Origin of the sequence: Paracoccus sp. PAMC 22219 (genome assembly GCF_000787695.1) — a bacterium.
In the GTDB taxonomy this organism is placed as follows: Bacteria; Pseudomonadota; Alphaproteobacteria; order Rhodobacterales; family Rhodobacteraceae; genus Paracoccus.
The window spans coordinates 1-25070 of the sequence record NZ_BBPH01000062.1; the positions used below are offsets into that span (position 1 = coordinate 1).

The 25070-nt window shown below is 67.3% G+C and carries 24 protein-coding genes and 1 pseudogene; 5 read left to right on the forward strand and 20 right to left on the reverse strand.

The window, feature by feature from the left end; genetic code table 11:
* Nucleotides 1-14 precede the first annotated feature (14 nt).
* The 4 genes and pseudogenes from rnr to TY51_RS07375 all read right to left on the reverse strand — a co-directional run bounded on the left by rnr (nucleotide 15) and on the right by TY51_RS07375 (nucleotide 4590).
* Entirely contained in the window at nucleotides 15-2264 is a 2250-nt protein-coding gene (gene rnr / locus TY51_RS07360; protein WP_042247771.1) for a ribonuclease R, read from the reverse strand.
* A 4-nt stretch (nucleotides 2265-2268) separates the two neighbouring features.
* Nucleotides 2269-2688, reverse strand: a complete 420-nt coding sequence (locus TY51_RS07365) for a GNAT family N-acetyltransferase (protein WP_042247773.1) — start codon at nucleotides 2686-2688, stop codon at nucleotides 2269-2271.
* Nucleotides 2685-3823, reverse strand: a pseudogene (dapE, locus tag TY51_RS07370) (succinyl-diaminopimelate desuccinylase). The gene TY51_RS07365 and the pseudogene dapE overlap by 4 nt, the downstream one beginning before the upstream one ends.
* Nucleotides 3823-4590: a sulfite exporter TauE/SafE family protein gene (locus TY51_RS07375; RefSeq protein WP_042247775.1), complete on the reverse strand. Its 768-nt coding sequence runs from the start codon at nucleotides 4588-4590 to the stop codon at nucleotides 3823-3825. The pseudogene dapE and the gene TY51_RS07375 overlap by 1 nt, the downstream one beginning before the upstream one ends.
* A 179-nt stretch (nucleotides 4591-4769) precedes the next feature.
* On the opposite strand from TY51_RS07375, the gene TY51_RS07380 reads away from it, so the two are divergent.
* On the forward strand, nucleotides 4770-6368 hold the full coding sequence (locus TY51_RS07380) for an acyl-CoA dehydrogenase family protein (RefSeq protein WP_373960501.1): 1599 nt from the start codon (nucleotides 4770-4772) through the stop codon (nucleotides 6366-6368).
* An 82-nt stretch (nucleotides 6369-6450) separates the two neighbouring features.
* The gene (locus TY51_RS07385) at nucleotides 6451-6906 is read left to right on the forward strand and encodes an META domain-containing protein (RefSeq protein ID WP_052649922.1); all 456 of its coding nucleotides are present in this window, start codon (nucleotides 6451-6453) and stop codon (nucleotides 6904-6906) included.
* 3 nt (nucleotides 6907-6909) lie between these two features.
* Here TY51_RS07385 and recO read toward each other — a convergent pair whose 3' ends face one another.
* The 11 genes from recO to TY51_RS07440 form a co-directional block, all read right to left on the reverse strand.
* Complete coding sequence (gene recO, locus TY51_RS07390; protein ID WP_042247778.1) at nucleotides 6910-7656, reverse strand: DNA repair protein RecO; 747 nt, start codon at nucleotides 7654-7656, stop codon at nucleotides 6910-6912.
* Between the two features lie 111 nt (nucleotides 7657-7767).
* Nucleotides 7768-8928: a Hint domain-containing protein gene (locus tag TY51_RS20945; protein WP_156117940.1), complete on the reverse strand. Its 1161-nt coding sequence runs from the start codon at nucleotides 8926-8928 to the stop codon at nucleotides 7768-7770.
* A 129-nt stretch (nucleotides 8929-9057) separates the two neighbouring features.
* Complete coding sequence (gene rarD, locus TY51_RS07400; RefSeq protein ID WP_042247825.1) at nucleotides 9058-9990, reverse strand: EamA family transporter RarD; 933 nt, start codon at nucleotides 9988-9990, stop codon at nucleotides 9058-9060.
* Between the two features lie 40 nt (nucleotides 9991-10030).
* Nucleotides 10031-10366 (reverse strand): DUF1491 family protein, encoded by a 336-nt coding sequence (locus TY51_RS07405; RefSeq protein ID WP_042247781.1) that lies wholly within the window; start codon nucleotides 10364-10366, stop codon nucleotides 10031-10033.
* Nucleotides 10359-11318 (reverse strand): GTPase Era, encoded by a 960-nt coding sequence (gene era / locus TY51_RS07410; RefSeq protein WP_042247783.1) that lies wholly within the window; start codon nucleotides 11316-11318, stop codon nucleotides 10359-10361. Before era ends, TY51_RS07405 begins: the two co-directional genes overlap by 8 nt.
* Nucleotides 11315-12004 (reverse strand): ribonuclease III, encoded by a 690-nt coding sequence (rnc, locus tag TY51_RS07415; RefSeq protein ID WP_156117941.1) that lies wholly within the window; start codon nucleotides 12002-12004, stop codon nucleotides 11315-11317. The genes era and rnc overlap by 4 nt, the downstream gene beginning before the upstream one ends.
* On the reverse strand, nucleotides 12001-12792 hold the full coding sequence (gene lepB / locus TY51_RS07420) for a signal peptidase I (protein WP_042247785.1): 792 nt from the start codon (nucleotides 12790-12792) through the stop codon (nucleotides 12001-12003). The genes rnc and lepB overlap by 4 nt, the downstream gene beginning before the upstream one ends.
* A gap of 73 nt (nucleotides 12793-12865) precedes the next feature.
* A complete protein-coding gene (gene acpS, locus TY51_RS07425) occupies nucleotides 12866-13276 on the reverse strand; it encodes a holo-ACP synthase (RefSeq protein WP_042247788.1) in 411 nt (136 codons plus the stop codon).
* A 37-nt stretch (nucleotides 13277-13313) separates the two neighbouring features.
* Nucleotides 13314-14048 (reverse strand): pyridoxine 5'-phosphate synthase, encoded by a 735-nt coding sequence (locus tag TY51_RS07430; protein WP_042247791.1) that lies wholly within the window; start codon nucleotides 14046-14048, stop codon nucleotides 13314-13316.
* 30 nt (nucleotides 14049-14078) lie between these two features.
* Entirely contained in the window at nucleotides 14079-14897 is an 819-nt protein-coding gene (locus tag TY51_RS07435) for a 4-(cytidine 5'-diphospho)-2-C-methyl-D-erythritol kinase (protein ID WP_042247794.1), read from the reverse strand.
* Complete coding sequence (locus tag TY51_RS07440; protein WP_231558955.1) at nucleotides 14894-16702, reverse strand: tetratricopeptide repeat protein; 1809 nt, start codon at nucleotides 16700-16702, stop codon at nucleotides 14894-14896. The genes TY51_RS07435 and TY51_RS07440 overlap by 4 nt, the downstream gene beginning before the upstream one ends.
* A 619-nt stretch (nucleotides 16703-17321) precedes the next feature.
* Here TY51_RS07440 and TY51_RS07445 point away from each other — a divergent pair.
* From TY51_RS07445 to TY51_RS20950, 3 genes are all read left to right on the forward strand, one after another.
* Entirely contained in the window at nucleotides 17322-17507 is a 186-nt protein-coding gene (locus tag TY51_RS07445) for a hypothetical protein (protein ID WP_042247796.1), read from the forward strand.
* A 554-nt stretch (nucleotides 17508-18061) separates the two neighbouring features.
* Complete coding sequence (locus tag TY51_RS20205; RefSeq protein ID WP_052649924.1) at nucleotides 18062-18433, forward strand: family 16 glycosylhydrolase; 372 nt, start codon at nucleotides 18062-18064, stop codon at nucleotides 18431-18433.
* A 360-nt stretch (nucleotides 18434-18793) separates the two neighbouring features.
* Nucleotides 18794-19330 (forward strand): calcium-binding protein, encoded by a 537-nt coding sequence (locus TY51_RS20950; RefSeq protein WP_156117942.1) that lies wholly within the window; start codon nucleotides 18794-18796, stop codon nucleotides 19328-19330.
* Nucleotides 19331-19562: 232 nt separating this feature from the next.
* Here the strand turns inward: TY51_RS20950 and TY51_RS07455 are convergent, their stop codons facing one another.
* The 5 genes from TY51_RS07455 to TY51_RS07475 all read right to left on the reverse strand — a co-directional run bounded on the left by TY51_RS07455 (nucleotide 19563) and on the right by TY51_RS07475 (nucleotide 25031).
* Entirely contained in the window at nucleotides 19563-19958 is a 396-nt protein-coding gene (locus TY51_RS07455) for a hypothetical protein (RefSeq protein ID WP_156117943.1), read from the reverse strand.
* Between the two features lie 4 nt (nucleotides 19959-19962).
* Nucleotides 19963-22266: a molybdopterin cofactor-binding domain-containing protein gene (locus TY51_RS07460; protein ID WP_042247802.1), complete on the reverse strand. Its 2304-nt coding sequence runs from the start codon at nucleotides 22264-22266 to the stop codon at nucleotides 19963-19965.
* Nucleotides 22263-22721 (reverse strand): (2Fe-2S)-binding protein, encoded by a 459-nt coding sequence (locus TY51_RS07465; RefSeq protein ID WP_042247804.1) that lies wholly within the window; start codon nucleotides 22719-22721, stop codon nucleotides 22263-22265. The genes TY51_RS07460 and TY51_RS07465 overlap by 4 nt, the downstream gene beginning before the upstream one ends.
* Nucleotides 22722-22896: 175 nt before the next feature.
* Nucleotides 22897-23976, reverse strand: coding sequence for a Hint domain-containing protein (locus TY51_RS23990; protein WP_307535409.1), 1080 nt, complete (start codon nucleotides 23974-23976; stop codon nucleotides 22897-22899).
* A complete protein-coding gene (locus TY51_RS07475) occupies nucleotides 23946-25031 on the reverse strand; it encodes a calcium-binding protein (RefSeq protein WP_042247807.1) in 1086 nt (361 codons plus the stop codon). Before TY51_RS07475 ends, TY51_RS23990 begins: the two co-directional genes overlap by 31 nt.
* Between the last annotated feature and the right edge of the window lie 39 nt (nucleotides 25032-25070).

Sequence of the window (25070 nt, forward strand, 5' to 3'; positions counted from 1 at the left end):
TCCGCGAAAGCTGATCAGCGCTTGCGCCGCCGCTTGGTGGCGCGCTTGATCTCGGCCAGGCGGGACTTGACCGCCATGCGACCGGGTCCACCGCCGCGACGGCCCTTGGACGGGCCGCGCGGCAGGGTCGCGCCCTCCAGCTCCAGCAGGTCCAGCAGCAGCCCGCCCGTCAGGGGCAGCGCCTCGGCCAGGCGGACGGTCACCCGTTGCCCGATGCCGATCTCCAGCCCCGTGTCGCTGCCGATCAGCATCTGGCGGTCGGGGTCAAAGTGGAAATATTCCTGCCCGATGGCGCGGATGGGCAGCAGCCCGTCGGCCCCCGTCTCGTCCAGCTTGATGAAGGCGCCGAACTTCTGGATGCCGCTGATGCGGCCGGTCATCTCGGTGCCCACACGCTCGGCCAGGAACGCCGCCAGATAGCGGTCGGTCGTGTCGCGTTCGGCGGCCATGCTGCGCCGCTCGGTCTCGCTGATATGGGTGGCGGTTTCGGGCAGGCGTTCAACCTGATCCTCGGACAGCCCGTCCTTGCCCCAGCCATGCGCGCTGATCAGCGCCCGGTGCACCACCAGATCGGCATAGCGCCGGATGGGCGAGGTGAAATGCGCGTAGCTTTTCAGCGACAGGCCGAAGTGGCCGAAGTTGTCGGGGTGGTAATAGGCCTGCGTCATCGACCGCAGCGTGCTGATGTTGATCAGCTCGTCGAAATCGCTGCCCTCGGCCTGAGCCAGCAGTCGGTTCAGGTGGCTGGTGTGCAACACCTGCCCCTTGGCCAGCGTGAACCCCGACGCCTGCGCCACCTCGCGCAGCGCGTCCATCTTGGCAAGGCTGGGCTCCTCGTGGACGCGGAACAGCAGCGGGCGCTTGCGCCGGGTCAGTTCCTCGGAGGCGGCCACGTTTGCCAGCACCATGAACTCCTCGATCAGCTTGTGCGCGTCCAGGCGTTCGCGGAACGCCACCGCCTTGACGCGCCCCTCGGGCGACAGCTCGATCCGGCGCTCCGGCAGGTCCAGCTCCAGCGGCTGCCGGCGTTCGCGCGCGCCCTTCAGCAGGGCATAGGCATGCCACAGCGGGCGGATCACGTCGTCGATCAACGGTTCGGTCTGCGCGTCGGGCACCCCGTCCGCCCCCGCCTGCGCCTGCTCATAGGCCAGGCTGGCGCGGCTGTTCATCATGGCGCGGTGAAAGTGGTGGCCGGTCTTGTTGCCCTGCGCGTCCAGGCGCATCTCGACCGCAATGACCGGGCGGTCGACGCCCTCGTGCAGCGAGCACAGGTCCGCCGACAGCGCCTCGGGCAGCATCGGCACGACACGGTCGGGGAAATAGGTGGAGTTGCCGCGCCCCCAGGCCTCGCGGTCCAGCGCCGATCCGGGGCGGACGTAATGGGCGACATCGGCGATGGCGACCCAGATCGTCGCGCCGCCATCCTCCTCCACGAACGCAGCCACCGCGTCGTCGTGGTCGCGCGCGTCCGACGGGTCGATTGTGACCAGCGGCAGATGGCGCAGGTCGTCGCGTCCCTTCAGGGGCGCGGGCTTGGCAGCCTCGGCCTCATCGATGGCCTTTTGCGGGAATTCATCGGGAATGCCGTGCTGATGGATCGCGATCAGGCTGACGGCACGCGGGGCCGACGGATCGCCAAGGCGTTCGATGATCCGGGCGGACGGCAGGCCCATCCGGGCGCGGGGGCCGATCTGTTCGGCCTGCACCAGCTCGCCGTTCTCGGCGTCCAGGGTGGCGTCGGCACGGACGCGCCATTCCTTGTCTTGGCCCTTGTCGATGGGCAGGATGCGGCCGCCCTCGCTGTCCTTGCGGAAGATGCCGGTGATGCGGTTCGCGCTGGCCGTGATGCGGCGGATCAGGCGGGCCTGGTACTGATACTTCTCGCCGACGACGGGCATCAGGCGACCCAGGAACCGGTCGCCGCGCCCCAGTGCCGGATCGGCCTTCAGCGGCGCGTACAGGATGCGCGGCATCGGCCCGGTTCCCGACCATTCCAGCGGCCGCGCGAACAGGTCGCCCGACCCGTCGGGGGCCAGAAGTTCCAAGACCGTCACCGGCGGCAGGGCCTCGGCGTCCAGATAGTGGCGGCGGCGGCGTTCCAGATGGCCCTCGGCCTCCAGCTCCTTCAGCAGGCGCTTCAGCTCGATCCGGGCGGCGCCCTTGATGCCGAAGGCCTTGGCGATGTCGCGCTTGGAATTGGCGTCCGGATTGTCGGACACCCATTCGAGGATCTGCGCCTTGCTGGGAATCTGGGTCTGGGTCATCGGCTCACTTCAGGTTCAGGGCCATGTCGCGATGCGGGATGCCCGCGTCGTCATAGACGGGGCCCTCGGCGACAAAGCCCAGCTTTTCATAGAAACCCATCGCATGGGTCTGCGATCCCAACCGCACTTGGCGCACGCTGCGCGCGGCCAGCGCATCGATGGCGGCCCGCATCAGCGCCGCGCCCAGGCCGGTGCCGCGCTGGTCGGCCAGAACGCAGACGCGGCCGATCTTGCCGATGTCGTCCCTGACCAGCAGGCGCGCGGTCGCCACGGGGCGGTCGGCGTCGTCGGTGGCCAGCAGGTGAATGGCATCAGCGTCCAGGTCGTCCATCTCGTCGGCCTCGGGGACGTTCTGCTCCTCGATGAAGACGGTGCGGCGCAGCGCGTGGCAGGCGGCCAGGTCGGTCGTCTCGACGATGGTCATGCAAAGAACCTTTCCAGGATACGCTGATAGATCACCTGCAGCTGGCGGACCTGCTGGGCGGGGACACGTTCGTCCACCTGGTGCATGTGGGCACCGACCAGCCCGAATTCCACCACCGGGCAGTGATCCTTGACGAAACGCGCGTCCGAGGTGCCGCCAGTGGTGGACAGCACCGGCTGGCGGTTGGTCTCCTGCTGGACGACGCCGCGGACCATGTCGACGAAGGGGCCGGGCGCGGTCAGGAACGCCTCTCCCGAGATCTGGGCCTCGACGGTCAGCGTCACGCCGGTCTGTTCCTGCACCACGGCCGCGCGGTCGCGCAGGCGGTCCAGCAGGCCGGCCCCGGTATGCAGGTCGTTGAAGCGGATGTTGACCACCGCCACCGCCTTTTCCGGGATCACGTTCGACGCGGGGTTGCCGCAGTCGATGGTGGTGATCTGCAGCCCCGACGGGTCGAAATGGTCCGTCCCCTGGTCCAGCGGCTCGGCCGTCAGGTCGGCCAGATAACGGGTCAGCGCGTGCAGGGGGTTCAGCGCCTTGTGCGGATAGGCGGCGTGCCCCTGACGGCCCTTGGCAGTGATGGTATAGGTCGCCGATCCGCGGCGGCCGATCTTCATCATCTCTCCCATGACCTCGGGGTTGGACGGCTCTCCGACGATGCAGGCCTCCATGCGTTCGTCGTTCGCGGCCATCCAGTCCAGCAGGGCGATGGTGCCGTCGCGGGACGGGCCTTCCTCGTCGCCGGTGATGGTCAGGATCACCGCACCGTCGGGGGGCGTCTGGCGGACAAAGTCCACGGCGGCGCAGACAAAGGCCGCGACGCCGGATTTCATGTCGGTGGCGCCGCGGCCCCAGATCACGTCATCCGCGTCCCAGTACCCGGAAAACGGCGGATGCGTCCACGATGCCGGGTCGCCCGGCGGCACCACGTCGGTATGGCCGTTGAAACCGATGGCCCGCGCGCCTTGGCGCCCCACCGCGCGAACAGGTTCGACGTGCCGTTGCGGTCGACGCGGTGGCATTCGAAGCCCGCCTCCTCCAGCACCTGTTGCAGCAGGACCAGGGCGCCGCCCTCCTCGGGCGTCACCGAGGGGCAGCGGATCAGGCGGGCGGTCAGGTCGGCGGCGTCAGGCATCACAGGCTCCAGATTTCAAAGGCGCGACGGATCAGGTTCAACCCGGTCAGGATCAGCAGCAGCAGCGTCCAGCGACGGAACTGGTCGACGTCCAGCCGGTCCTGCAGCGCGAACCCCGCCATCATCCCCGCAAAGGCCGGGATGCACAGGATTGCGGACAGCGGCAGGGTCGATGCGTTCAGCAGGCCGGAAAACAGGTGCGCCACCGTCAGGACGGTCGCGCCGATCAGGAAGACCACGCCCTGCACCCGCACCTGTTCGCGCTTTTCGGTGCCCACCGACAACAGATAGACGATCAGCGGCGGTCCCCATATGCCGGAGATGCCGCCATACAGCCCGCCGATGACGCCCGACCACCCTTCGGCCCGCCTGCGGTGGCGCAGGTTCAGGACCAGCGGCCGGCCCGACAGCTGCCACAGCGCGAACAGCGTGATGGGCACCCCCAGCAGCGCGTACATCACCCATTGCGGGATCAGCACCGCGAACCCGGCCGAGACGCAGATGAAGATGCAGACCATCGCGATGTGCAGGCGGAACTTGACCGCCGAGGCCACGGCGGCCGGGCGCCCGTCGCGGACGGCCTGCTGGATGTTGGTGAACAGCGTCGGCAGGATCATCGCGGCCAGGGCCACCGATGCCGGCATGATCGACCCGAAGGCCGAGATCATGATCATCGGCATGGCAAAGCCCAAGGCCCCCTTCACGAAGCCCGCGAAGGCGGTGACCCCGAAGGCCGCCACGAATTGCCAGGGCTCCAGTCCGAACATGGGCGCACGCTAACCGCGCTGCCGGGAAAGGAAAAGGCCGCTTTGGCCGATCACGGTCGCGCAAATCGGCTGCGACACATTAGGTCTTGGAATGACCGTTGGGCGCAAAATTGTTGCGCTGCAGGTGCGAAGGCGCTACCCATGCCGCAATGCCGCGAAAGGACGAATCGATGAAAGACATGCCCCATCAGTCCCAGACCGTCCTGTCGGAACTGGACGACTTGCTGGCCCGCGCCAAGGACGCCCTGCGGGCCCGCGTGACGGTGGACGGACGCATCGATGGCGACGCGTTGGAACAGCACCAGCATGCCGCCCATGCCCTGTCCTGGCTGGCGACGTACGTTCTGTCGCTGCGCCAGCTGGCCGATTGGTCGGCGCGTGTGGATGGCCCCGTCGAGACTCTGATCACCCGGATCGGCATGGGCGAATACCTGACCCAGATCCTGGGCGGCATTCCCATGAGCCAGACCGAATTCGCCCGCCTGTCCGATCTGGGCGTGACGTGGCAACCCTCGGACCAGGCGCTGTCGCTGATGGCGGGCAACACGCCCGAGGCGCGGGCCGAACTGGCCGCCCTGATGGCGCGCGACGCGGGCGCGGCGATCTTTGGCGCCAGCGGCCTGGACGAGGATCTGGAGATGATCCGCGACCAGTTCCGCCGCTGGAGCGACGACAAGGTCGCCCCCCACGCCCATGGCTGGCACCTGAGGGACGAGCTGATCCCGATGGCGATCATCGAGGAGCTGGCCGAACTGGGCGTCTTTGGTCTGACCATCCCCGAGGAGTTCGGCGGCCTGGGCCTGTCCAAGGCCGCGATGGTGGTCGTGTCCGAGGAACTGTCGCGCGGCTATATCGGGGTGGGGTCCCTGGGCACGCGCAGCGAGATCGCGGCCGAACTGATCCTGTGCGGCGGCACCGACGCGCAAAAGGCACAGTGGCTGCCGCGCCTGGCCAGCGGAGAGACGTTGCCCACGGCGGTCTTTACCGAACCCAACACCGGCAGCGACCTGGGCAGCCTGCGCACCCGCGCGGTGCGCGACGGCGACGATTGGGTGGTGACGGGCAACAAGACCTGGATCACCCATGCCGCCCGCACGCATATCATGACCCTGCTGGCACGCACCGACCCCGCGACCGACGACTATCGCGGGTTGTCGATGTTCATCGCCGAAAAGACGCCGGGCACCGACGCCGACCCCTTTCCCACCCCCGGCATGACCGGCGGAGAGATCGAGGTTCTGGGTTACCGCGGGATGAAGGAATACGAGCTGGCATTCGACGGCTTTCGCGTCGACGGCACGAACCTTCTGGGCGGAGAGACGGGCCGCGGCTTCAAGCAGCTGATGGAGACGTTCGAATCCGCCCGCATCCAGACCGCGGCGCGCGCGATCGGGGTTGCGCAGAACGCGCTGGACCTGGGGCTGCGATACGCGCTGGACCGCAAGCAGTTCGGCAAGGCCCTGGTCGCGTTTCCGCGCGTGGCCGACAAACTGGCGATGATGGCTGTCGAAATCATGATCGCGCGGCAGCTGACTTATTTCAGCGCGTGGGAAAAAGATCACGGTCACCGCTGCGATGTCGAGGCCGGAATGGCCAAGCTGCTGGGGGCCCGCGTGGCTTGGTCGGCGGCCGACAATGCCCTGCAAATCCACGGTGGCAACGGTTTCGCGCTGGAATATCCGATCAGCCGGGTGCTGTGCGACGCCCGGATCCTGAACATCTTCGAGGGCGCGGCCGAGATCCAGGCCCAGGTGATCGCGCGCAGGTTGTTGGGCTGATGCGCGGACGGGCTGGATCGATCGGCGGAATGACGCTAGACCACCTCAGTTCCGCCTGTCCGCGCCCATAGGAGCCTGCCCCATGTCCCTGACGATCCGCCCCGCCCTTGCCCTGGCCGCCATCGCCACGCTGACCCTGTCCGCCTGTTCGCAACCGGCAGGCGACCCGATGGGCGGCATCCCGGCCAACGACTATGTGCTGGTCGGCATCGGCAACGGCACCGTGCCGCTGCGCAACATCACGCTGACGACCCGCCCCGAAGGCGTGTCGGGCCGCGGCCCCTGCAACGGCTATGCCGCCACGAACACGGTCCCGCTGCCCGCCATCGCGTTCGAGCCGCTGCAGACGTCGGGCGTCACCGACTGCAAGGACCTCGCCGTCGAACAGCGCTTCTTCGAGGCGCTGCAGCAGGCCACCTCGATGGAGTTCTATGGCGGCGTGCTGCGGATCAAGGGCCCGACCTGGCTGATCTTTGAAAGCGGCCGCCCCGCCGAACAGGCGACCGACGCGCTGTCGGCCGCGCGCGGCAACCAGTAAGCCTCAGCCGTCCTGCGGCCCCGCCCCCGCGGCGGGCCGCAGCAGACGCCGGACCAGCCGCCCCCGCGCGGCGGGAAGCGGGCGTCCGACCAGGTCTGGCGCCAGCCGCCGTTCCAGGAAATGCCCGGTGATCGCCAGCCCTTGGGCCAGATCGCTGCCGCGATTGTCGCCCGCCCCGCCCATGACCGCCGGCAACGGCAGCAGGCGATCGGCCCAGTCCCCCGCCCCCTGCCGGCTGACCGCGCGCCCCGACCGCGGGCTGACATAGGCCAGCCCTTCCGTCGCGCCGGTCACCGCGCAGCTGGCAAGGTCCAGCCCGAAGCCCATCTCGTCCAGCAGCAGCATCTCCCACGCCAGATAGGCTTTCGGCCAGTCCGCCCCGGCCTCGATCAGGTCCAGCAGCGCCTCGGTCCGCTGCACCAGCAGCGGATGCGGATCGCGTTCGGGCAGCACGAAGACCAGCAGCGCGCAGACGGCGTTCAGGCCGGCAAGCGCGGTCGGATCGGCCATCAGCCCTGCCCGCATGCGCAGCGGCTCGGCGGCAAAGCTGCCCAGCTGATCGGACTGGCGCGCGCGCCAGCGCAGGGTCAGCCGCGCGCCGGGCTGCAGCATCGCGGCCCGTTTCTGCGACGCGCCGCCCGGAACGATCCCGGCATGGCGGCCATGTTCCAGGGTCAGCACATCGATGATCACCGCCGTCTCGCCATGCGGACGGCGACCGATCACCGTGCCCTCGGCCTGCCATTCCATGCCGTTATCCCGGCCACGTGCGGGCAGGGCCGATGGGGGATGTGTCCATGTCAAAAGCCTTGCCGTTTCGGGCAAGGCTTTCATGGCATTGTCGCTGCCGCAAGGGGCGGTTCAGTGCGCGATCAGCTGTTGCGCATTCCCGGCATGACGCAGGGCCAGACGGCGGGCCGTGCGCCCGGCGACCAGCGGACGGACCGGATCGGGCGCCCCCTGGGCCAGGTCGGGCATCAGCACCATGATCTCGTCCCGGGCAGCGGGGCCAACCGCCTTCAGCGCCTCGGGACCGGTGAACAGCGATTCGGTCCGGGCGCCGTTCGACCATACCACCTGATGGGCGTCGAACATGAAATGGGCGTAATCCACCTGCGCAAGATCGTCCGCGATCGAGAATCCCGGCAGGTCCAGCAGCAGCTTGGCGGCGACCAGAACCTCTTGGGCGCCGAACATGCGCTGCGCGATCCGCGAGCGAACCAGCACCCGATGCTGGGGCGAGACCAACAGATCCGCGGCCGGCTGACCCGCGCCAAGCGCCCCGGCCGCGATGCGGATCGGTGCCAGATGCGGGGCCTTTGCCAGATCGATGGTCGTGATGCCGATCCAACGGATCGGCTGCGCCCCGGCATCGACCGTCTGGACCAGATCGCCCGCGGCCAGATCCTCGACCGGGACGTCCCCCGACGGGGTGCGGATGGCGGTGCCCGCCGCAAAGCACGCGACAAAGGCCAGATCGGGACGATCCCTGACCAGGACGGTCGATTGCTGGGCCGGTTGCCCCGGCAGCGCCGGTGCGCCGGTGGTCGGCTGTCCGATGGTGATGGACTGGATCGGCTTTGCGGTCAGCGCGGCGATGTCCGCCGTGCTGGTGGCCGGTGGCGGTGCCAGGAACAGCTCTCCGGTGGTCGTCTGCACGATCCGGGCCACGATCGGCTGTGCCGGGCTGGTGCCGTCCTGATAGGTGATCGTCGTGGTGTAATAGACCGCCGTGTCGTGGATATACGTCTCGGACGTTCCGTCGCGGTCGAGGTCGGTCAGATAGCGGTCCTGGGCGACGCTGTTGTTGTTGTCCATGGCGGTGGTGTTGTTGCCTGTCCCGCCGGAGTCCTGCGTCTCCAGCCTGTGGACTTGGTTGCGCAACGGGTTGTCGCTCGTCCCGAACGTTCGGTTGACCAGCAGCCGCGCGTTTTCGGCAAGCGGGTTGGCGGCCCCTTCGGTCGGGTCCAGTTGCAGCGCGGTGTCGCGGCCAAGAAAGATGGCATTCCAAGTGGTGGGCATGTCCGTTCCCCAGGATGATGCAGTGGGGTCCGCACCGCTGGATACGGACCTGCCCCCAAGGCGTAATCAACGGGAAGTAGTTTGCAACTTATTTGTTTCGCGCACGATGAAGTGCCGCACGAATGTTGCCTATGGCACGCGCCGGGCGGCAAGATCGCGCCGGTCCCTGCGCCGTTGACCGGCCTGCCGGACCAGGGTCACCGAATAGATCACCAGCGCCGCCCAAATCATTGGGAACGCGATCAGCCGCGCCCCGTCAAAGGGTTCGCCGAACAGCACGACCGCGCACAGGAAGATCATCGTCGGCGCGATGTATTGCAGGATGCCGATGGTCGACAAGCGGATCAGCTTGGCCCCGTTGGCATAGAACAGCAGCGGAATGGCCGTGACCGGCCCGCAGCCCAACAGCAGCAGCGCCTGTCCCCAGCCCGCGTTCCCGAAATGAGACTGGCCCTTCAGGGCCTGCCAGATCAGGAAGCCCGCGGCCAGCGGCGTCAGCAGCAGCACCTCCAGCGTGAAGCCCTGGTTGGGGCCAAGCGGCAGGCTTTTCTTGCAATAGGCGTAAAGGCCCCAGGACAGCGTCAGCCCGATCGCCACCAGCGGCAGGCTGCCCGCCTGCACGGTCAGCAGGATCACCGCCGATGCCGCCAACGCGATGGCCGCCACCTGCCCCCGTGTCAGCCGTTCACCCAGCAGCGTCGCGCCCAGGAACACGCTGAACAGCGGGTTGATGTAATAGCCAAGCGCCGCATCCAGCGCGTGATCGTTCGCGATCGCCCAGACATAGATCAGCCAGTTGACCGAGATCAGCACCGCCGTCAGCGCCGCCATCGCCAGCAGGCGCGGCTGTCGCAGGGCCTGGCCCACCTCGGCCGTGCGGCCCTGCCACAACAGGACGGCGGCCGCGATGGGCAGCGACCAGATGATGCGATGGGCGATGATCTCTGCGGCGGGCAGATGGGCCAGCGCCTTCATGTAGATCGGCAGGAACCCCCACAGCCCATAGGCCGCGACGGCATAGGCAAGGCCCTTGGGCGAATCGGTCTGGGGGATGCTGCTCATGCGGGGATGCATAATCTGCAATCAGGGACCCCGCCAGAGGTCAGAACAGCCCGTCCTGATCCAGCAGCGTGGTGCCGTCGCGCGACTCGATCTCGATCACCCACAGGTCACGGTCGCGGGACCGCTGGCGGGCGATGGCGGCGTCGATGTCACGCTCGGTGCCCCGGTCGATCACGACCCAGGGGCGCGTGTCGCTGTCCATGTTCCACTCGCGCATCCACAGCGCGGCGGTACCGTCCAGATGCGCGCATTTGACCGCGATGGACCCTGCCGTGTCGTCACCGCGCGCCAGCACATAGGCGGGGATGTTGGCCTGGGCCAGCCGCGCCAGATAGGCCGCGACCCACAGGGACGCGGCCAGCCGAATGTCAGCCATCGCCGTCGCGGAAGTTCAGGCCGATCTCGTCATAACGCTCGGACTCGTTCTCCCAGTTCTCGCGGACGCGGACCTGCAGGAACAGGTGGACGCGGCGGCCCATGAACTCCTCCAGCTCGACCCGGGCAGCCTGGCCCACGGCCTTGATCGTCTCTCCGCCCTTGCCCAGGACGATGCCCTTGTGGCCCTGGCGGGCGACATAGACGACCTGTTCGACGCGGGCACTGCCGTCGTCCTTTTCCTCCCAGGCCTCGGTTTCCACCGTCAGCTGATAGGGGATCTCCTCATGCAGGCGCAGGGTCAGCTTCTCGCGGGTGATCTCGGCGGCGATCATGCGCATGGGCAGGTCGGCGATCTGATCCTCGGGGTACAGCCACGGGCTCTCGGGCAGGCTGCGCGCCAGCCAGCCGCGCAGCTGCTGACAGCCGTGTCCGCGCATGGCCGAGATCATGAAGGTCTCGGCAAAGGGATAGGCCTCGTTCAACTGCTGGGACAGGGCCAGCAGGGCCTCGGCCTTGACGCGGTCGATCTTGTTGATGATCAGCGCGACGGGGGTGCCCTTGCCCAGGTTCACCAGCTGATCCAGGATCGCCTGCGTGCCGTCGGTCAGGCCGCGATGCGCCTCGATCAGGACCAGCACGATGTCGGCATCCGACGCCCCGCCCCAAGCGGCGGCGACCATGCTGCGGTCCAGGCGGCGGCGCGGGCGAAAGATGCCCGGCGTGTCCACGAACACGATCTGCGCAGGCCCGTGCATGGCGATGCCGCGGATGCGGGCACGGGTTGTCTGGACCTTGTGGGTCACGATGCTGACCTTGGCGCCGACCATCTGGTTCAGCAGCGTGGACTTGCCCGCGTTGGGTTCGCCGATCAGGGCGACAAAGCCCGCGCGGGTGGGCCCGTCATCGGGCTGCACGGGGGGCAGGTCGGGGGTGATGTCGTCGTCGGTCATGTCAGTCCTTCCAGCCGGTCCAGCAGCGATTGCGCGGCGGCCTGTTCGATGCTGCGCTTGGTGCCCGTGCCGCGGGCCTGCGCGTCGCGGCCGTCTTCCAGCCGCACGGTAATCAGGAAGACCGGCGCATGGTCGGGACCGCTGCGTTCGGTCTGTTCATAGACGGGGGGCGGCATGCCCTGGGCCTGCGCCCATTCCTGCAATGCGGTCTTGGCGTCGCGGCTGTCGGCATCGACCCGCGCAAGCCGCGGCGCCCAGTGGCGCAGCACGACCCGGCGCGCGGCGTCAAAGCCTGCGTCCAGATAGACGGCGGCCAGCACGGCCTCCATCGCATCGGCCAAAAGGGCGTCCTTGCGGCGCCCGCCCGACAGCATCTCGGACCGGCCCAGCTTGAGCACGTCGCCCAGGGACAGGTCGCGCGCCACGGCGGCACAGGTCTCTCCGCGCACCAGCGCGTTGTAGCGGGGGGCCAGCTGGCCCTCGCTGGCGGCGGTGTCGGCAGTGAACAGCGCCTCGGCCATGACCAGGCCCAGGACGCGGTCGCCCAGGAACTCCAGCCGCTGGTTGTCGGGCCGCGTGATGCTGGCGATCGAGCCATGCGTCAGCGCGCGGATCAGCAGTTCGGGCCGTGCGAACTCATGCCCCAGGCGGGCCATGAAGGCCCGGATGTCGGCCGAGGGCGTCAATTCACCGCCTTGAAGAAGCGGTCGGACCGCCACGTCCAGAAATACAGCAGCGAGCGTCCCGCGGACGAGAACATGATCCGGTCGGCGCGGCCGATCAGGAATTCCGCCGGGACATAGCCCAGGCCGCCGATTTCCGCCGGGAAACGGCTGTCTTCGGAGTTGTCGCGGTTGTCGCCCATGAAGAAGTACTGACCTTCGGGGACCGTGAAGGTCGGCGTATCGTCGGCCACCCAGCCATCGACGATGTTCAGCACCTCATGGCTGTTGCCGCCGGGCAGCGTCTCGGTCATGCGCTCGCTGATGCAGTCGCCGCCCTCGGGGACCGGGTCGTTCACGCAGCGCGGGATCAGGCCCTGCGGGCCCTGCTGTTCCTTGACCTCGATGAACTCGCCGGCCGGGGTGATCTGGACCGGTTCGCCGTTGATCCACAGGCGGCCGCTGCGCATCTGCACGGTGTCGCCCGGCAGGCCGATCACGCGCTTGATGAAATCGACGTTGCGGGTCGGGTGGCGGAACACGGCCACGTCGCCGCGCGCCGGTTCGCGTTCCAGAATGCGGCCGCTGATGGGGCACGCCGAGAACGGGCAGCTATGCGCGGAATAGCCATAGGCCATCTTGTTCACGAACAGGAAGTCGCCGATCAGCAGCGTGTCCTTCATGCTGCCCGACGGGATCCAGAACGGTTGGAAGAACAGCGTGCGGAAGATGCCCGCGATCACCAGCGCCCAGAAGATCGTCTTGACCGTCTCCCAGATGCCGTCCTTTTTCTCGGGCGCTGCCGTTGCCATTCCGCGTGGTCCTCTTATCCCTCGGGCCGGGGGCCCTGCGTCGCGCGTTCATGGGCCGGGCAACGGGTCAAAGTCAAGCAGGCGCAGGGCCGGGACGCGCCTCGATCACCACGAAGGCCTGCGCCCAGGGGTGGTCGTCGGTCAGCGTGACATGCACGACCGCGTGATGGCCCGGGGGTGTCATCCCGGCCAGCCGGTCGGCGGCCCAGCCCGTCAGCGCCATGACCGGCTGACCCGACCGCAGGTTCGTCACCGCCATGTCGCGCCAGCTGATGCCCATGGCAAGACCCGTGCCAAGCGCCTTGGAGCAGGCCTCCTTGGCGGCCCACCGCTTCGCCAGGGTGCCTGCCTCGTCCGCGCGGCGGGCGGCCTTGGCCAGTTCGGTGGCGGTGAAGACGCGGTTGCGGAACCGGTCGCCGAACCGGTCCAGCGTGCCTTGGATGCGGTCGATATTGGCCAGGTCCGTGCCAATGCCCAGGATCATGCCGCGGGTCCGGATGGGTATTTGGACAACGGAGAAATCACGCCCGCGCCGCGTCCATGCGGGCGCGCATTTCCCGGATCGCGCCGTCCAGCCCCAGAAACACCGATTCCGAGATCAGGAAATGCCCGATGTTCAGTTCGGCCACCTGGGGGATGGCGGCGATGGGGGCGACCGTGTCGAAGGTCAGGCCGTGGCCCGCATGAACCTCCAGCCCCAGGTCATGGGCCAATGCGGCACCGTCGCGCAGCGCGGCCAGTTCGGCGTCACGTTCGGCGTGACGGCCTTCGGTGTCCAGGTCGCAATAGGCGCCGGTGTGCAGTTCGACCACCGCCGCGCCGATGCGGGCGGCGGCGCGGATCTGGGCGGGTTCGTGGCCGATGAACAGCGACACCCGGCACCCCGCCTCGCGCAGCGGCGCGATGTAGCCGGCCAGCGCGTTGTCGTTGCCGGCGACGTCCAAGCCGCCCTCGGTCGTGCGTTCCTCGCGCTTTTCGGGGACGATGCAGACGGCGTGCGGGCGGTGGCGCAGGGCGATGGCCTGCATCTCCATCGTTGCGGCCATCTCGAAGTTCAGGGGCTGGGTCAGGTTCGCCATCAGCGCGTCGATGTCGGCGTCGCTGATATGGCGGCGATCCTCGCGCAGGTGCGCGGTGATGCCGTCGGCGCCCGCGGCCTGCGCGATCAGCGCGGCGCGCAGCGGGTCGGGCCAGGGCGTGCCCCGCGCGTTGCGGATGGTGGCGACGTGGTCGATGTTGACGCCAAGGCGCAGCATGGGTTCCTCCGGGGTCGGGTCGGGGGCAGTCTAGCCGCGTGCCGGGGCGGATGCCAGTTCGGTCGCCACCGCCCACCGGCCATTGCGCGCAAGGGCCGCAGCCGCGCGGTCCGCGGCACCCGCATTGGCAAAGATGCCGAAACAGGTGGCCCCGGACCCGGACATCCGCGCCAGCCGCGCGCCCTGCCCGTCCAGCGCCTGCAGGACATCGGCGATGACCGGCGCCGCGGCAATCGCGGGGGGCTGCAGGTCGTTGCGGGTGGTGCCCAGCCAGTCCACCAGCGCATCGGCGTCGGCAAAGGCGGGAATGGGCGGCAGGGGCGGGTTGTCGCGGGACCGAAGGCCCGCAAAGATCGCCGGGGTGGGAACCGCAACGCCGGGATTGACCAGCACCAGATGCAGCGGCGGCAGGGCGGGCAGCGGGGTCAGCACCTCTCCGACGCCCTGCATGCGCGCAGGCGTCGAGGCCACGCAGACCGGCACGTCGGCGCCAAGCCGTTCGGTCCGGTCGGGCAGCGGGTGACCCATGCGGACCAGCCCGCGCAGCACCGCGGCAGCATCGGCAGAGCCGCCGCCGATGCCCGAGGCGACGGGCAGCGCCTTGGTCAGCCGGATCGCCGCCTGCCCGCCCGCCAGTTGCGCGGCGCGCAGGCACAGGTTGTCATCCGTCGACAGCCCAGCCGCAAAGGGGCCGTCGATGGTCAGGGACAGCGGGCCGGGGGTCAGCGCGACGCTGTCGCCGACTGCCGCGAAACAGACCAGCGAATCCAGCAGGTGATAGCCGTCCGGGCGCCGACCCGTCACGTGCAGCGCCAGGTTCAGCTTGGCGGGGGCCGCCTCGATGATCATTCGGTTGCGTCGGCCTCGGTCTGCGGGGACTGGGTGGGGTGGCTGGCGACGGGGCCGTCCTCGTCGTCCATCACGGCGTTCAGGCCGCGGTCCAGCTTGGCGCGGATGCGGTCGGCATCGACATCTCCGCTTTCGCCGGGCTCAAGGGACAGGGCGCGCTGCCACTGGATCTGCGCCTCACGGTGGCGGCCCACCATCCAGTAGATGTCGCCCAAGTGGTCGTTAACCAGCGGATCGGCGGCCATGGTGGCGATGGACTGCTCCATCGGGGCCACCGCCTCCTGATAGCGGCCAAGTCGGAAATAGGCCCAGGCCAGGCTGTCCAGGATATAGCCGTCGCCGGGCGACAGTTCGACCGCGCGCTTGATCATTTCCAGCGCCCGGTCCAGGTTCTGGTTCCGGTCGATCCAAGAATAACCCAGATAGTTCAGCAGGCTGGCCTGATCGGGGCGGATCTCCAGCGCGGCCAGCAGGTCGGCCTCGGCGCGCTTGAACTCTCCGGCACGCTCCAGAGAGATGCCGCGGGCGTAAAGCGGGAACCACCGCGCCTCGGGCGGGGCGTCGGCCAGCAGGTCCAGGGCCTTGTCATAGCTTGGGACAGCCTCGGAATACTTTTCCTGCTGGCGGGTCACGTCGCCAAGCGCAATCCAGGACTGCGCCAGGCCGGGATAGGCGGCGGTCAGGGCAAGGGCGGCGCGCTCCGCCTCGGCGGGGCGTTGGGCGCGCGACAGGGCGTCGATGCGCGACAGCTCTGCCTGGGGGCGCATCTCTCCCATGCGGCGGACGGCGTCGAATTCGGCCTCGGCCAGGTCGAACTGCTGGCGGTCCTGCAGCAGCTGCGCGGCCATCAGCCGCGCCTCGGGGTTCTGCGGCGCGATCCAGGATGCCAGCCGCGCATGGATCAGCGCCAGCGGTTCAGGGTCCGGACTGCTGGCCAGCGCCGAGGCAAATGACAGAAGCAGATGCGCGATCCCGTCCGCCGGGCCGCCCACCACGTCGAAGGGTACGGGCTGGCCCTGTTCCAGGCGCTGGCGCAGGGCCAGCAGCTGGGGTTCCGCCTCCAGTCCCTCGATCTCGGACAGCAGCGCCAGCGCGTCGTCGCCGCGATCCAGCTGCGACAATATCTGGACGCGGGCGGTCAGGCCCATCAGGTGGCCGCTGGCTTCGGACTGCACGATCAGGCGGTCGGCGGCCTCATAGTCGCCGGCCAGCGCACGGGCCAGCGCCAGGTGATAGTTCACGATGGGTGCCAGGTCCGCATTCGCGGCCATCGCCTCGAACGCGGCGATGGCATCGGTCGCGCGGCCCGCGCCCAGCAGCGCCCAGGCCCGGATGGTGCCGTCCATCAGATCCTGGTCCAGCGGCAGGTCCGGCGCGCGGGTAGCGTCGATCAGGTCGATCACGCCCTGCCAATCCTCCGCCCGGACCAGTTGCGCGCGGCGCAGCAGGCCGGACAGTTCGGTCGGGCGATCCTCGGCGAATAGGCGTTCGGCCATGGCCACCGCCTGGTCGACGTCCCCGGCCGATGCCAGTGCGACCAGCGCGCTGTCCTGCAGATAGACGTCCTGCGGATCCTGAGCCGACGCCAAGACGAAGTATCGCGCCGCTGCGCGGAAATCGTTTTCCACCGTCGCCATGCGGGCGGCCAGATAGGGACCGGCCAGGCCGCTGATCTGCGGCGGCTGTTGCGCGGGCTTGGGTTCGGGCGGGGTGTCCTGCGCCAGAGCCGGCAGGGCGGTTCCCGTCGTCAGCGCAGCCAGCAGGGCAAGGCGCAGCAGGGCAGCAAGGGGGCGGGTCTGGGTCAAGGGCGACACTTCCGGAAAATCACATTTGCGTTGCCGGCAGCCTAACGACCGGGGGCGGGGCAGGCAACGCCCCCACCTGTCGGTTTCATCACATGTTCGGGTAATACGACGGGCGACCGCGTCGCAAGGCGGCCTCGCGGACGGTTGGTCCGATCAGGTTCACGGACCATCGGGTGCCATATCGGGCCACCAATGGGCTCCTGCGCGGTCCGATCGGCTTGATGTCGCCCATGCGGCTCAGGTCGCGCCACGGCGTACCGCGCCGATATGATCATTGAGCCGTCCTGGGGTCGGAAACGCCCCTTAAATCCAGCACTGCAACGAATCGTCGACGGAATTGTCGGTGCAATCTTCGGTAAACATATGATCTTTCAACACGTCTTTTGACGGGTCACGCGTCACAGAATCGCACCAAGATATTTGCGTGATGGCATGAATTCGCCACTTTGGTCAGAAAGCATCAGGTCCAGCTAGGCGTGCTGCCGTCGTTCATGGTAATGTTCGAGTCCAGTACGAAAGAAAAAGCCTGCGGGATCAAAGCCCGTTCGCAATTCGGTTCGAAACGAAGATGTTGATCTGCTGCTGTGATGGCAGTCATTTTACCAAGTGGAGAGATCGGATGATTGCAGCCAATCTTGCTTTTGCCTTCACGGTCGCGGTCGCCGTCACGATGCTGTTTCTGTTCAGCGGATTTACGTATTGGGAATGCCTGACCGTTTACAGCGCGTGCGGGGCATTCTCGTTGCTCGGCTTTAGCTGGGCGTCGTTTTCGAGGACGCCCGCCCGTGCAGACCTGAGGTCATGACGGACGGGCGATCTGCCTGACTGGTAACCAGGACATCAGTGGAACAACCGTCGGCTGCCGCAATCTGAATGTCCGACAATCGATACTACACCACTTAGACTTGTGCATGCGCCGGATTACGTCAATCAAATATATGGTTGAATATATATTAGTGACTCTCTTTAAAGTTGTCAGATTGAATTTGATAATTCCTCATTTGCTTTTAATGCGATCAATGCCGCCCAATATCTGAGCTTGATATCGCCTCTCTGTTTTTGATCGGCATTTCAGGCCTAACTGAATCAGCATTTAAGATATTTTCGGCCGCGACCAAGACAAGTGCCTGCATCATTACGGACTGCCAAAGGCGACGTCATTCCGCGCAAAACAGTGGTCACATTTCATAAGCAGTCATTGATCTGGTCCCGTGCCTGCCTCGGCAGCCCGACAGGTGCTCAGCTACGGCAGCGGTCAATCCGTATGGCTTGAAAACCCGAAGACACCGTTTCGACGTCTTGAATTCCACCCCCGCACTCACAGTAATACATCTTGGTTTGACCGTCCAGGCGCCCCAGATGGAGCGCGGTGCGGTCTTCGGGATGTTCACTTACAAGGCGGACTGGGAACACCAGCCTTGGGTCGAGTTCGATTTCGAATTCGTGAGTGCCGACACCACGAAGGTCCAACTGGCAATCCACACGGAGGATGCTGCCGGGACCCACATCACCCTGAACGACAATGGCCTGCAAAAGTCTGTGATCGACCTCGGCTTCGATGCCACTGAGGGGTTTCATACCTATGAGGTCACGGTGACGGACACCGCCACCATCTTCTATTTCGACGGCGAGATCGTAGCGCGATTCAGCGTGGCCGACATGCCCGGCGGTGTCTGGAACGTCGGGCCGATGAAGAGCTATGTTGACCTGTGGGCTGTCGCACCCGGATAGGAGGACTGGGCGGGACAGTGGGTCGATCCCGGAGAGCCGTTGATCGGACGGATCGCGGGTGCAGACATCAGGTCCGGCGAATACGGCAGAAAATTCGTGACGCCCGACCCGGAGGTGGTTGAACCGGGCCCTGACTTGGTCCCGGGTTTTCCCCTGTTCCCTGCGGACGCCCTTTCCGGGAGCATCATCGGCAGTTCCGGCGCCGATCGGCTAGGGGGAATGCAGACGACAACGTGATGTTAGGCTTGGGCGGGGACGATACGAACACCGGACTGGCCGGTGCCGACACGATGTACGGCATGGGCGGCAACGACGCCTATGTTGTCGACGATGGCGGCGACATCGTCATAGACGCGGCGGGTGGCTGGTGGCGGCCGGGATGTCGTCCACGCTTCGGTATCCCATGCGCTTGGCGATCACGTCGACCATCTTGTCATGACCGGCTCCGCGCCCGTGACCGGTGTCGGCAATAGTCTGGCCAACCGTCTGACTGGGAATGCCTATGACACCATTCTGCGCGGCGCATGCGGTGCGGATACGATCGTCGGAGGAGCGGGGCACGACAGTCTATTCGGCGGTGTCGGGAACGACGTTCTGAACTGTGGTGCCGGCAATGGCATCTTTAGTGGTGGGGCTGGCCGAGATGCGTCGGATAGTAGGGCAGGAAACGATACCCTGATCGGCGGAGCTGGGAGGGACCTGCTTTCCGGCGGTGCTAGGGCTGATGTCTTTGTTTTCAGACTTCGTTCGGACCGTAATGTTATCCTAGACTTTCAGGACGATATCGATGCGATCCGACTGGTCGATCTGGGCACTCCAGTTTTGACCAAGCACGGGCACATGCCACGCAAAATGGCGCCCATGTCGTCTTTGATTTCGGGGATGGCGACAGCCTGACCGTACGCAACACGACGATCTCCATGCTGGGTGACGATCTGATCTTCGTCTGACCTGCCTTGGACCGGCTGTCACAATCAAGCGTCAGCAGCAACGCGATCGGCTGGTGTCTCCACGATCAGCAGCCGATCGACTATTGCAAGACACAGGCGTGGGTTTCGCGGTCGAGGCAGATAGAGCGTAACGGCATGCTCCATGCACGGCAGGTCGAAAACTGTGATCGAACCGAAGATCAGCTTCCGATCAGCCCAACCAGAATCTCCCGGACCTGAAGGGTGCAGGCCTCTTCGTCGCCGCTGTCGGCCAAGGTGCGGGCTTCGCCAAGCAGCGCGCGGGCCTCGATCAAGGCCTCGCCGCCATCGCCTGCCCTATCCGTCGCCTCAGCGGCGTCGGCTTCCGTTGCGCTGGCTTGATAGGGCGCGGGATCCGCGCCCTCCTCCGTCACGGCCTGCGCCTCGCGGGCACCCGCAACGCCCTGCCCGCCCGACGAGGCCGAGATGGCCAGCCGTGCCGCGTCGTCCAAAGCCTCCTCGAGGAAGGTGATCCGGTCGGCGCAATCGGCCAGCGCAGGGCCCGCGAAGACCGCAAGCCCGCCTGCCAGAAGCATCTGTTTCAGGGTCATCGACATGTCCTCAGCTGCGAAGTTGATCGGCCACCGGCAGGCGGCGGATGCGGGTGCCCGTTGCGGCAAAGATCGCGTTGACGATGGCTGGGGCGACGGGCGGCAGGCCCGGTTCGCCCACCCCCCCCAGGGGCTGGTCGTAACCGCCCGAGGAGACCAGATGCACGTTGATCTGTCGCGGTGCGGTCTCCATGCGGGGGATCAGGTAGTTGTCGAAATTGCCCTGCTGCGCGCGACCGTTCTGGAAGGTGATCTCGGTCGTCAGGGCCTGTCCCACGCCCATGATCACCGCCCCCTCCATCTGCGAGCGGATGCGGTCCGGATTGACATGGGCGCCGCAGTCGATGGCGATCTCGACGCGCGGAATGCGCACCGCGCCGTCCACCACCTCGACCTCGGTCGCCACGGCGACATGGCTGACAAAACTGTAATGCGCGGCAAGGCCCAAGCCGCTGCCCGCGGGCATCTGGCGCCCCCATCCGATGGCCTCGGCGACGGTTTCGGTGACCTTGCGCAAGCGCCCGGTGTCGATGGGATAGCGTTCGGGGCTCTCGCCATAGTTCCAGACGTCGCCGATCTCGCTTGGGTCGATCAGCCGGGCGGGGCCGATCACCTCCAGCAGGTATTCCAGCGGATCGCGGCCCGCCGCCTCTGCCAGTTCGGCGATGAAGGACTGGATCGCGAAGGCATGCGGGATGTTGGACACCGAACGATACCAGCCGATGCGCACATGCGCCGGGGCCTGCGGGTTCTCGGCCCGGACGTTGGGGATATCCAACGGCATGTTGGTCAGGCCCATGCCCAGTTCGAACGGCAGTTTCTGCTTGGGATCGGGGGCGAAGATCGACCCGATCGTGGGAGCCGCCGTGCGGTGCAGCCAGGCCACGGCCTTGCCTTGCGGGTCCAGCCCAGCCTCCAGCCGCTCGACAGAGACGGTGTGGTAATAGCTGTGGTTCAGGTCGTCCTCGCGCGTCCAGGTCAGCTTGACCGGGGCGCCCATCTCGCGACTGAGGATCGCGGCCTCCAGCACGAAATCGGGCTTGGACTTGCGCCCGAAACCGCCGCCCAGCAGCGTGACGTTGACGGTCACGTCCTCCTCAGGCAGTTCCATCCGCTGCGCCAGTCGCAGGCGGGTGACCTGCGGCGCCTGCACGCAGGCCCAGACCTCGCAGGAGCCGTCGCGAACGTCGGCCACCGCGGCGGGCGGCTCCATCGGGGCCTGCGCCAAGTGGGGGATGTAGTATTCTGCGACCACGCGGGTCGGCGCTTCGGCCAGCGCGGTTTCCACATCGCCGCGGTTCAGGATCAGCGTGCCGTCGCCGGTCTGCACCGCCGCCTCCAGCTCTGCCCTGAAATCGTCCGAGGAATAGGCGGCATGGGGGCCGTCCTCCCATTCGATGACCAGCGCCTCGCGTCCCTTGATGGCCGCCCAGGTGTTGCGCGCGATGACCGCGACGCCGCCAAGCGGCTGGAATTCGGCGGGAATGGCGGGCGGGTCCAGACGGACGATCCGCTCGACTCCGGCCACCTGCAGGGCGGCGCTGTCGTCCACGCTGGCGACGCGGCCGCCAAAGACCGGCGGGCGGGCGATGACGGCATAGAGCATCCCCTCGCGGCGCACGTCGATCCCATAGGTCGTGGTGCCGCGGGTGATGTCGTCATTGTCCACCAGCCCGATATCGGCCTTGCCGACATAACGGAACGTGGCAGGGTCCTTCAGGCGCAGACCCTCGCGGTCGGGGACCGGCAGGGCGGCGGCGGCGGCGGCCAACTCGCCATAGCCCATCGTGCGGTCCGATCCGGCATGGCGCACGACATGGCTCTCGGCGCGCACCTCGGACAGGGGCACGTCCCACGCGTCGGCGGCGGCCTGTTCCAGCATGGTCCGGGCCGAGGCCCCGGCCCGGCGCATCGGATCAAAGAAATGGCGCAAGCTGCGCGAGCCGTCGGTATCCTGGTTGCCGTAACGCGCCTCGTCACCGGGGGCCTGTGTCACGCGGACCATGTCCCATTCGGCCTCCAGCTCGTCGGCCACGACCATCGCGATGGAGGTCCGCACGCCCTGCCCCATCTCGGCGCGGTGGACGGTCACGGTGACGATGCCGTCCTCGGCGATGGACACGAAGACGTTCGGGTCGTCGCGCCAGGCGTTCGGCATGGCATCGGCCCCGAACTGGACCGTCGCGTCCTGCGCGCGGCCCAAGGTCGGCAGGCCGACGGCGAGGACCAGGCTGCCGACACCCATCCCCAGCAGCAGGGACCGGCGGCTGACATTGGCGATGCGGGCGTTGGCCGCGGGGGTGTTCGCCATCATTCGGTCCCCACCTGGGCGGCCTGCTTGATGGCGGCGCGGATGCGCGGATAGGTGCCGCAGCGGCACAGGTTCGCGCTCATCACCGTGTCGATATCCTCATCGGTCAGGTCGGGGGTGGAATCCACCAGCGCCGCCGCCTGCATGATCTGTCCCGCCTGACAGTAACCGCATTGCGACACGTTCAGATCGCGCCACGCCACCTGCACGGGATGGTCGCCGTTTTCGGCCAAGCCTTCGATGGTCCGCACCTCGGACCCCTCGGCGATCGAGATCGGGGTGATGCAGGCAAATGTCGGATACCCGTCCAGATGGATCGTGCAGGCGCCGCATTGCGCAATGCCGCAACCGAACTTGGTGCCAGTCAGTCCCAACTCGTCGCGCAGATACCACAGCAGCGGCATTTCGGGATCGCCATCGAAACGGTGCTCCGTCCCGTTCACGGTCAGGGTGATCATGATGGCGTCCTCGCTTTCGGATCTGGTTCGGTCAGGCAAGACTGACCGCAAGTGCCAACGCCACGCGGTGGGCACGGTTCCCGTGGTGACTGCGTGGCGTTGGCTTAAAGTCGTCCGGCCCTACCGCGGCCGCAACCGAACAGGCGTGCCGGATACCGGCACGCCAGCAGTGTCGTCAGGCCACAAGCGCCTTCCGGTTCTGCGCATGGCGTTGCGCCAGCTTGCGGCCCATGCGCCCGGACAGCAGCGGCCGCGCCGCCGGGGTCGCCGTGCCTTCGGCCAGTTCCGGGAACAGCGCCATGATCTCGACCCGCGCGTCCGCAGGGATCGATTTCAGTGCCTCTGCGCCGGTATACAGGGACTCGGTCTCCGCTCCGTTGGAGACGACGATCTGGTGGTCGTCGAACAGGAAATGGACATAGGTCACCTCTGTCAGGTCATCGGCCACGTCGATCCCGTCCGAAACCATCAGTTGCTTGGCGGCAACCAGCACCTCGGGCGTGCCGAACATGCGTTCCGCGATCCTGGAGCGGACCAGGATGCGGTGCTGGGGCGACACGATCAGGTCACGGGTCGGCAGCGCATCGCCTAATGCGCCGGCGCGGATGCGGACCGGGGCAAGCGCGGGGCGCTCCCTCAGGGTGGCGGCGTCGACGACGCGCTGTCCGGTCCAGCGGATCGGCTGAGGCCCGTTGTCGCGCGTCAGCACCATGTCGCCCACCTGCAGCGCACCGGCCGCAACGGGTCCGTCCACCGTCTCGATCAGCGCGTCCGATCCGAAGCAGACGACGGATGTCGAACCTTCGGTCAGTTCTTCCGCCGTGATCGCCGTTCCACCGTTCTGGATGCGCAGGGTGAAGTTCTCGGCAAAGCCGGCATCGACGCGAATGCTGTTCAGGACGCCGTCATCGGCCTGATCGGCCTTCAGCCAGCCAAGGGCCGAATTGTAGGGCGTCAGGCCATCCGCCGCGCGCTGAGCGTTGATGATGGCCAGATTGGCATCGTTGTAGAACGCCGTCAGGTCGACGCTGTCGTTGTTGGCCGGATCGTCGGTGGTGAAATCGGTGATCAGGTCGCCGTTCGACACGACAAAGACATCGTTGCCGGCACCACCGGTCAACGTGTCGGCACCATCGCCACCGTCCAGATAATCATCGCCGTCGCCCCCCAGCAGGACATCGTTGCCCGCGCCGCCCAGCAGGCTGTCGTCGCCGGCACCACCGCTCAGCAGATCATCGCCCGTGCCGCCCAGGATGGTGTCGTTGCCCGCGCCGCCCTCGACGGTGTCGTTCCCGCGCCCGCGTCGACATAATCGTCGCCATCGCCGGCATCCACCAGGTCCTGCCCGTCGCCTGCGGTGATGATGTCTGCCCCGCCGCCCGATGTGATGGTATCGTCACCCGCGCCGGCATCGATCGTCTCGGCGCCCAGACCCCCGGTAAAGCTGTCATTGCCGGCGCCCAGATTGAAATTGGCCGCCGTGGTGTTGGCAGAGGCGTTGACCCTGTCGGCACCCGCGCCTGTGGTCACCGTTTCGATGGTGTTGAAGGTCGCTGTGCTGGCACCGTTGGCGAACGTGCCCGCGCCGCCGTTGAACGTCACGGTGGACGCCCCCGTCAGCGTGGCGCCCGACAGGGTGTCGCTGCCTGCGCCGCCGGTGATCGTGTCGTTTCCGAAGGTGCCGGTCAGGTTGACCAGGTCGTTGCCTTCGCCCGCGTTGATGATGTCCGGGCCGGAACCGCCCGCATTGATCGTGTCCGCACCCGCACCGGTGGCGAACGTGCCCGCCGCGGTGCCGCTGATGGTGACCGTATCGGCGCCTGCGCCGGTGGTCACGGCCTCGATGGTGTTGAAGGTCGCGGTGCTGCCGCCGCTGGCGAATGTGCCCGAACCGCCGTTGAAGGTCACGGTCGACGCACCCGTCAGCGTGGCCCCGGACAGGGTGTCGCTGCCCGCGCCGCCGGTGATCGTGTCGTTGCCGAAGACGCCGGTCAGATTGACCAGGTCGTTGCCATCGCCCGCGTCGATGAGGTCGTTTCCAAGCCCGCCGTCGATGGTGTCGTTGCCCGCGCCCGCGCGGATCCGGTCATCGTTGAAGCCCGTTCCGGCCGACGTCAGACCGTCGCCACCGTCGATCCGATCGGACCCGCCGGCGGCCGGTTCCACATAGCCGCCGACGATGGAATCGTTCCCTGCGGTGCCGTCGATGAACCCGTCGTCGAAGATCCCGACTTGACGGTCGATCAGCAGGTTGATGTCGTCGTTCGCGACCGAGTCCAGCCGGATGGAGACGATCGGCTTCGACGTCAAGGCAGGGTTCGATCCTATGGAGGGGGGGGGGTGCAAGGA

Coding starts and splice junctions, on each gene's coding strand:
- TY51_RS07465 (WP_042247804.1), bottom strand. CDS start 22,721: ATGATCACCCTGACCGTGAACGGGACGGAGCACCGTTTCGATGGCGAT.
- TY51_RS07430 (WP_042247791.1), bottom strand. CDS start 14,048: ATGCTGCGCCTTGGCGTCAACATCGACCACGTCGCCACCATCCGCAAC.
- TY51_RS07435 (WP_042247794.1), bottom strand. CDS start 14,897: ATGATCATCGAGGCGGCCCCCGCCAAGCTGAACCTGGCGCTGCACGTG.
- TY51_RS07445 (WP_042247796.1), top strand. CDS start 17,322: ATGATTGCAGCCAATCTTGCTTTTGCCTTCACGGTCGCGGTCGCCGTC.
- acpS (WP_042247788.1), bottom strand. CDS start 13,276: ATGATCCTGGGCATTGGCACGGACCTGGCCAATATCGACCGCATCCAA.
- TY51_RS07405 (WP_042247781.1), bottom strand. CDS start 10,366: ATGGCTGACATTCGGCTGGCCGCGTCCCTGTGGGTCGCGGCCTATCTG.
- lepB (WP_042247785.1), bottom strand. CDS start 12,792: ATGGCAACGGCAGCGCCCGAGAAAAAGGACGGCATCTGGGAGACGGTC.
- TY51_RS07455 (WP_156117943.1), bottom strand. CDS start 19,958: ATGTCGATGACCCTGAAACAGATGCTTCTGGCAGGCGGGCTTGCGGTC.
- TY51_RS07380 (WP_373960501.1), top strand. CDS start 4,770: ATGCCCCATCAGTCCCAGACCGTCCTGTCGGAACTGGACGACTTGCTG.
- era (WP_042247783.1), bottom strand. CDS start 11,318: ATGACCGACGACGACATCACCCCCGACCTGCCCCCCGTGCAGCCCGAT.
- TY51_RS20205 (WP_052649924.1), top strand. CDS start 18,062: ATGGAGCGCGGTGCGGTCTTCGGGATGTTCACTTACAAGGCGGACTGG.
- TY51_RS20945 (WP_156117940.1), bottom strand. CDS start 8,928: ATGCCCACCACTTGGAATGCCATCTTTCTTGGCCGCGACACCGCGCTG.
- rarD (WP_042247825.1), bottom strand. CDS start 9,990: ATGAGCAGCATCCCCCAGACCGATTCGCCCAAGGGCCTTGCCTATGCC.
- rnr (WP_042247771.1), bottom strand. CDS start 2,264: ATGACCCAGACCCAGATTCCCAGCAAGGCGCAGATCCTCGAATGGGTG.
- TY51_RS07375 (WP_042247775.1), bottom strand. CDS start 4,590: ATGTTCGGACTGGAGCCCTGGCAATTCGTGGCGGCCTTCGGGGTCACC.
- TY51_RS07385 (WP_052649922.1), top strand. CDS start 6,451: ATGTCCCTGACGATCCGCCCCGCCCTTGCCCTGGCCGCCATCGCCACG.
- TY51_RS07460 (WP_042247802.1), bottom strand. CDS start 22,266: ATGATGGCGAACACCCCCGCGGCCAACGCCCGCATCGCCAATGTCAGC.
- recO (WP_042247778.1), bottom strand. CDS start 7,656: ATGGAATGGCAGGCCGAGGGCACGGTGATCGGTCGCCGTCCGCATGGC.
- TY51_RS07365 (WP_042247773.1), bottom strand. CDS start 2,688: ATGACCATCGTCGAGACGACCGACCTGGCCGCCTGCCACGCGCTGCGC.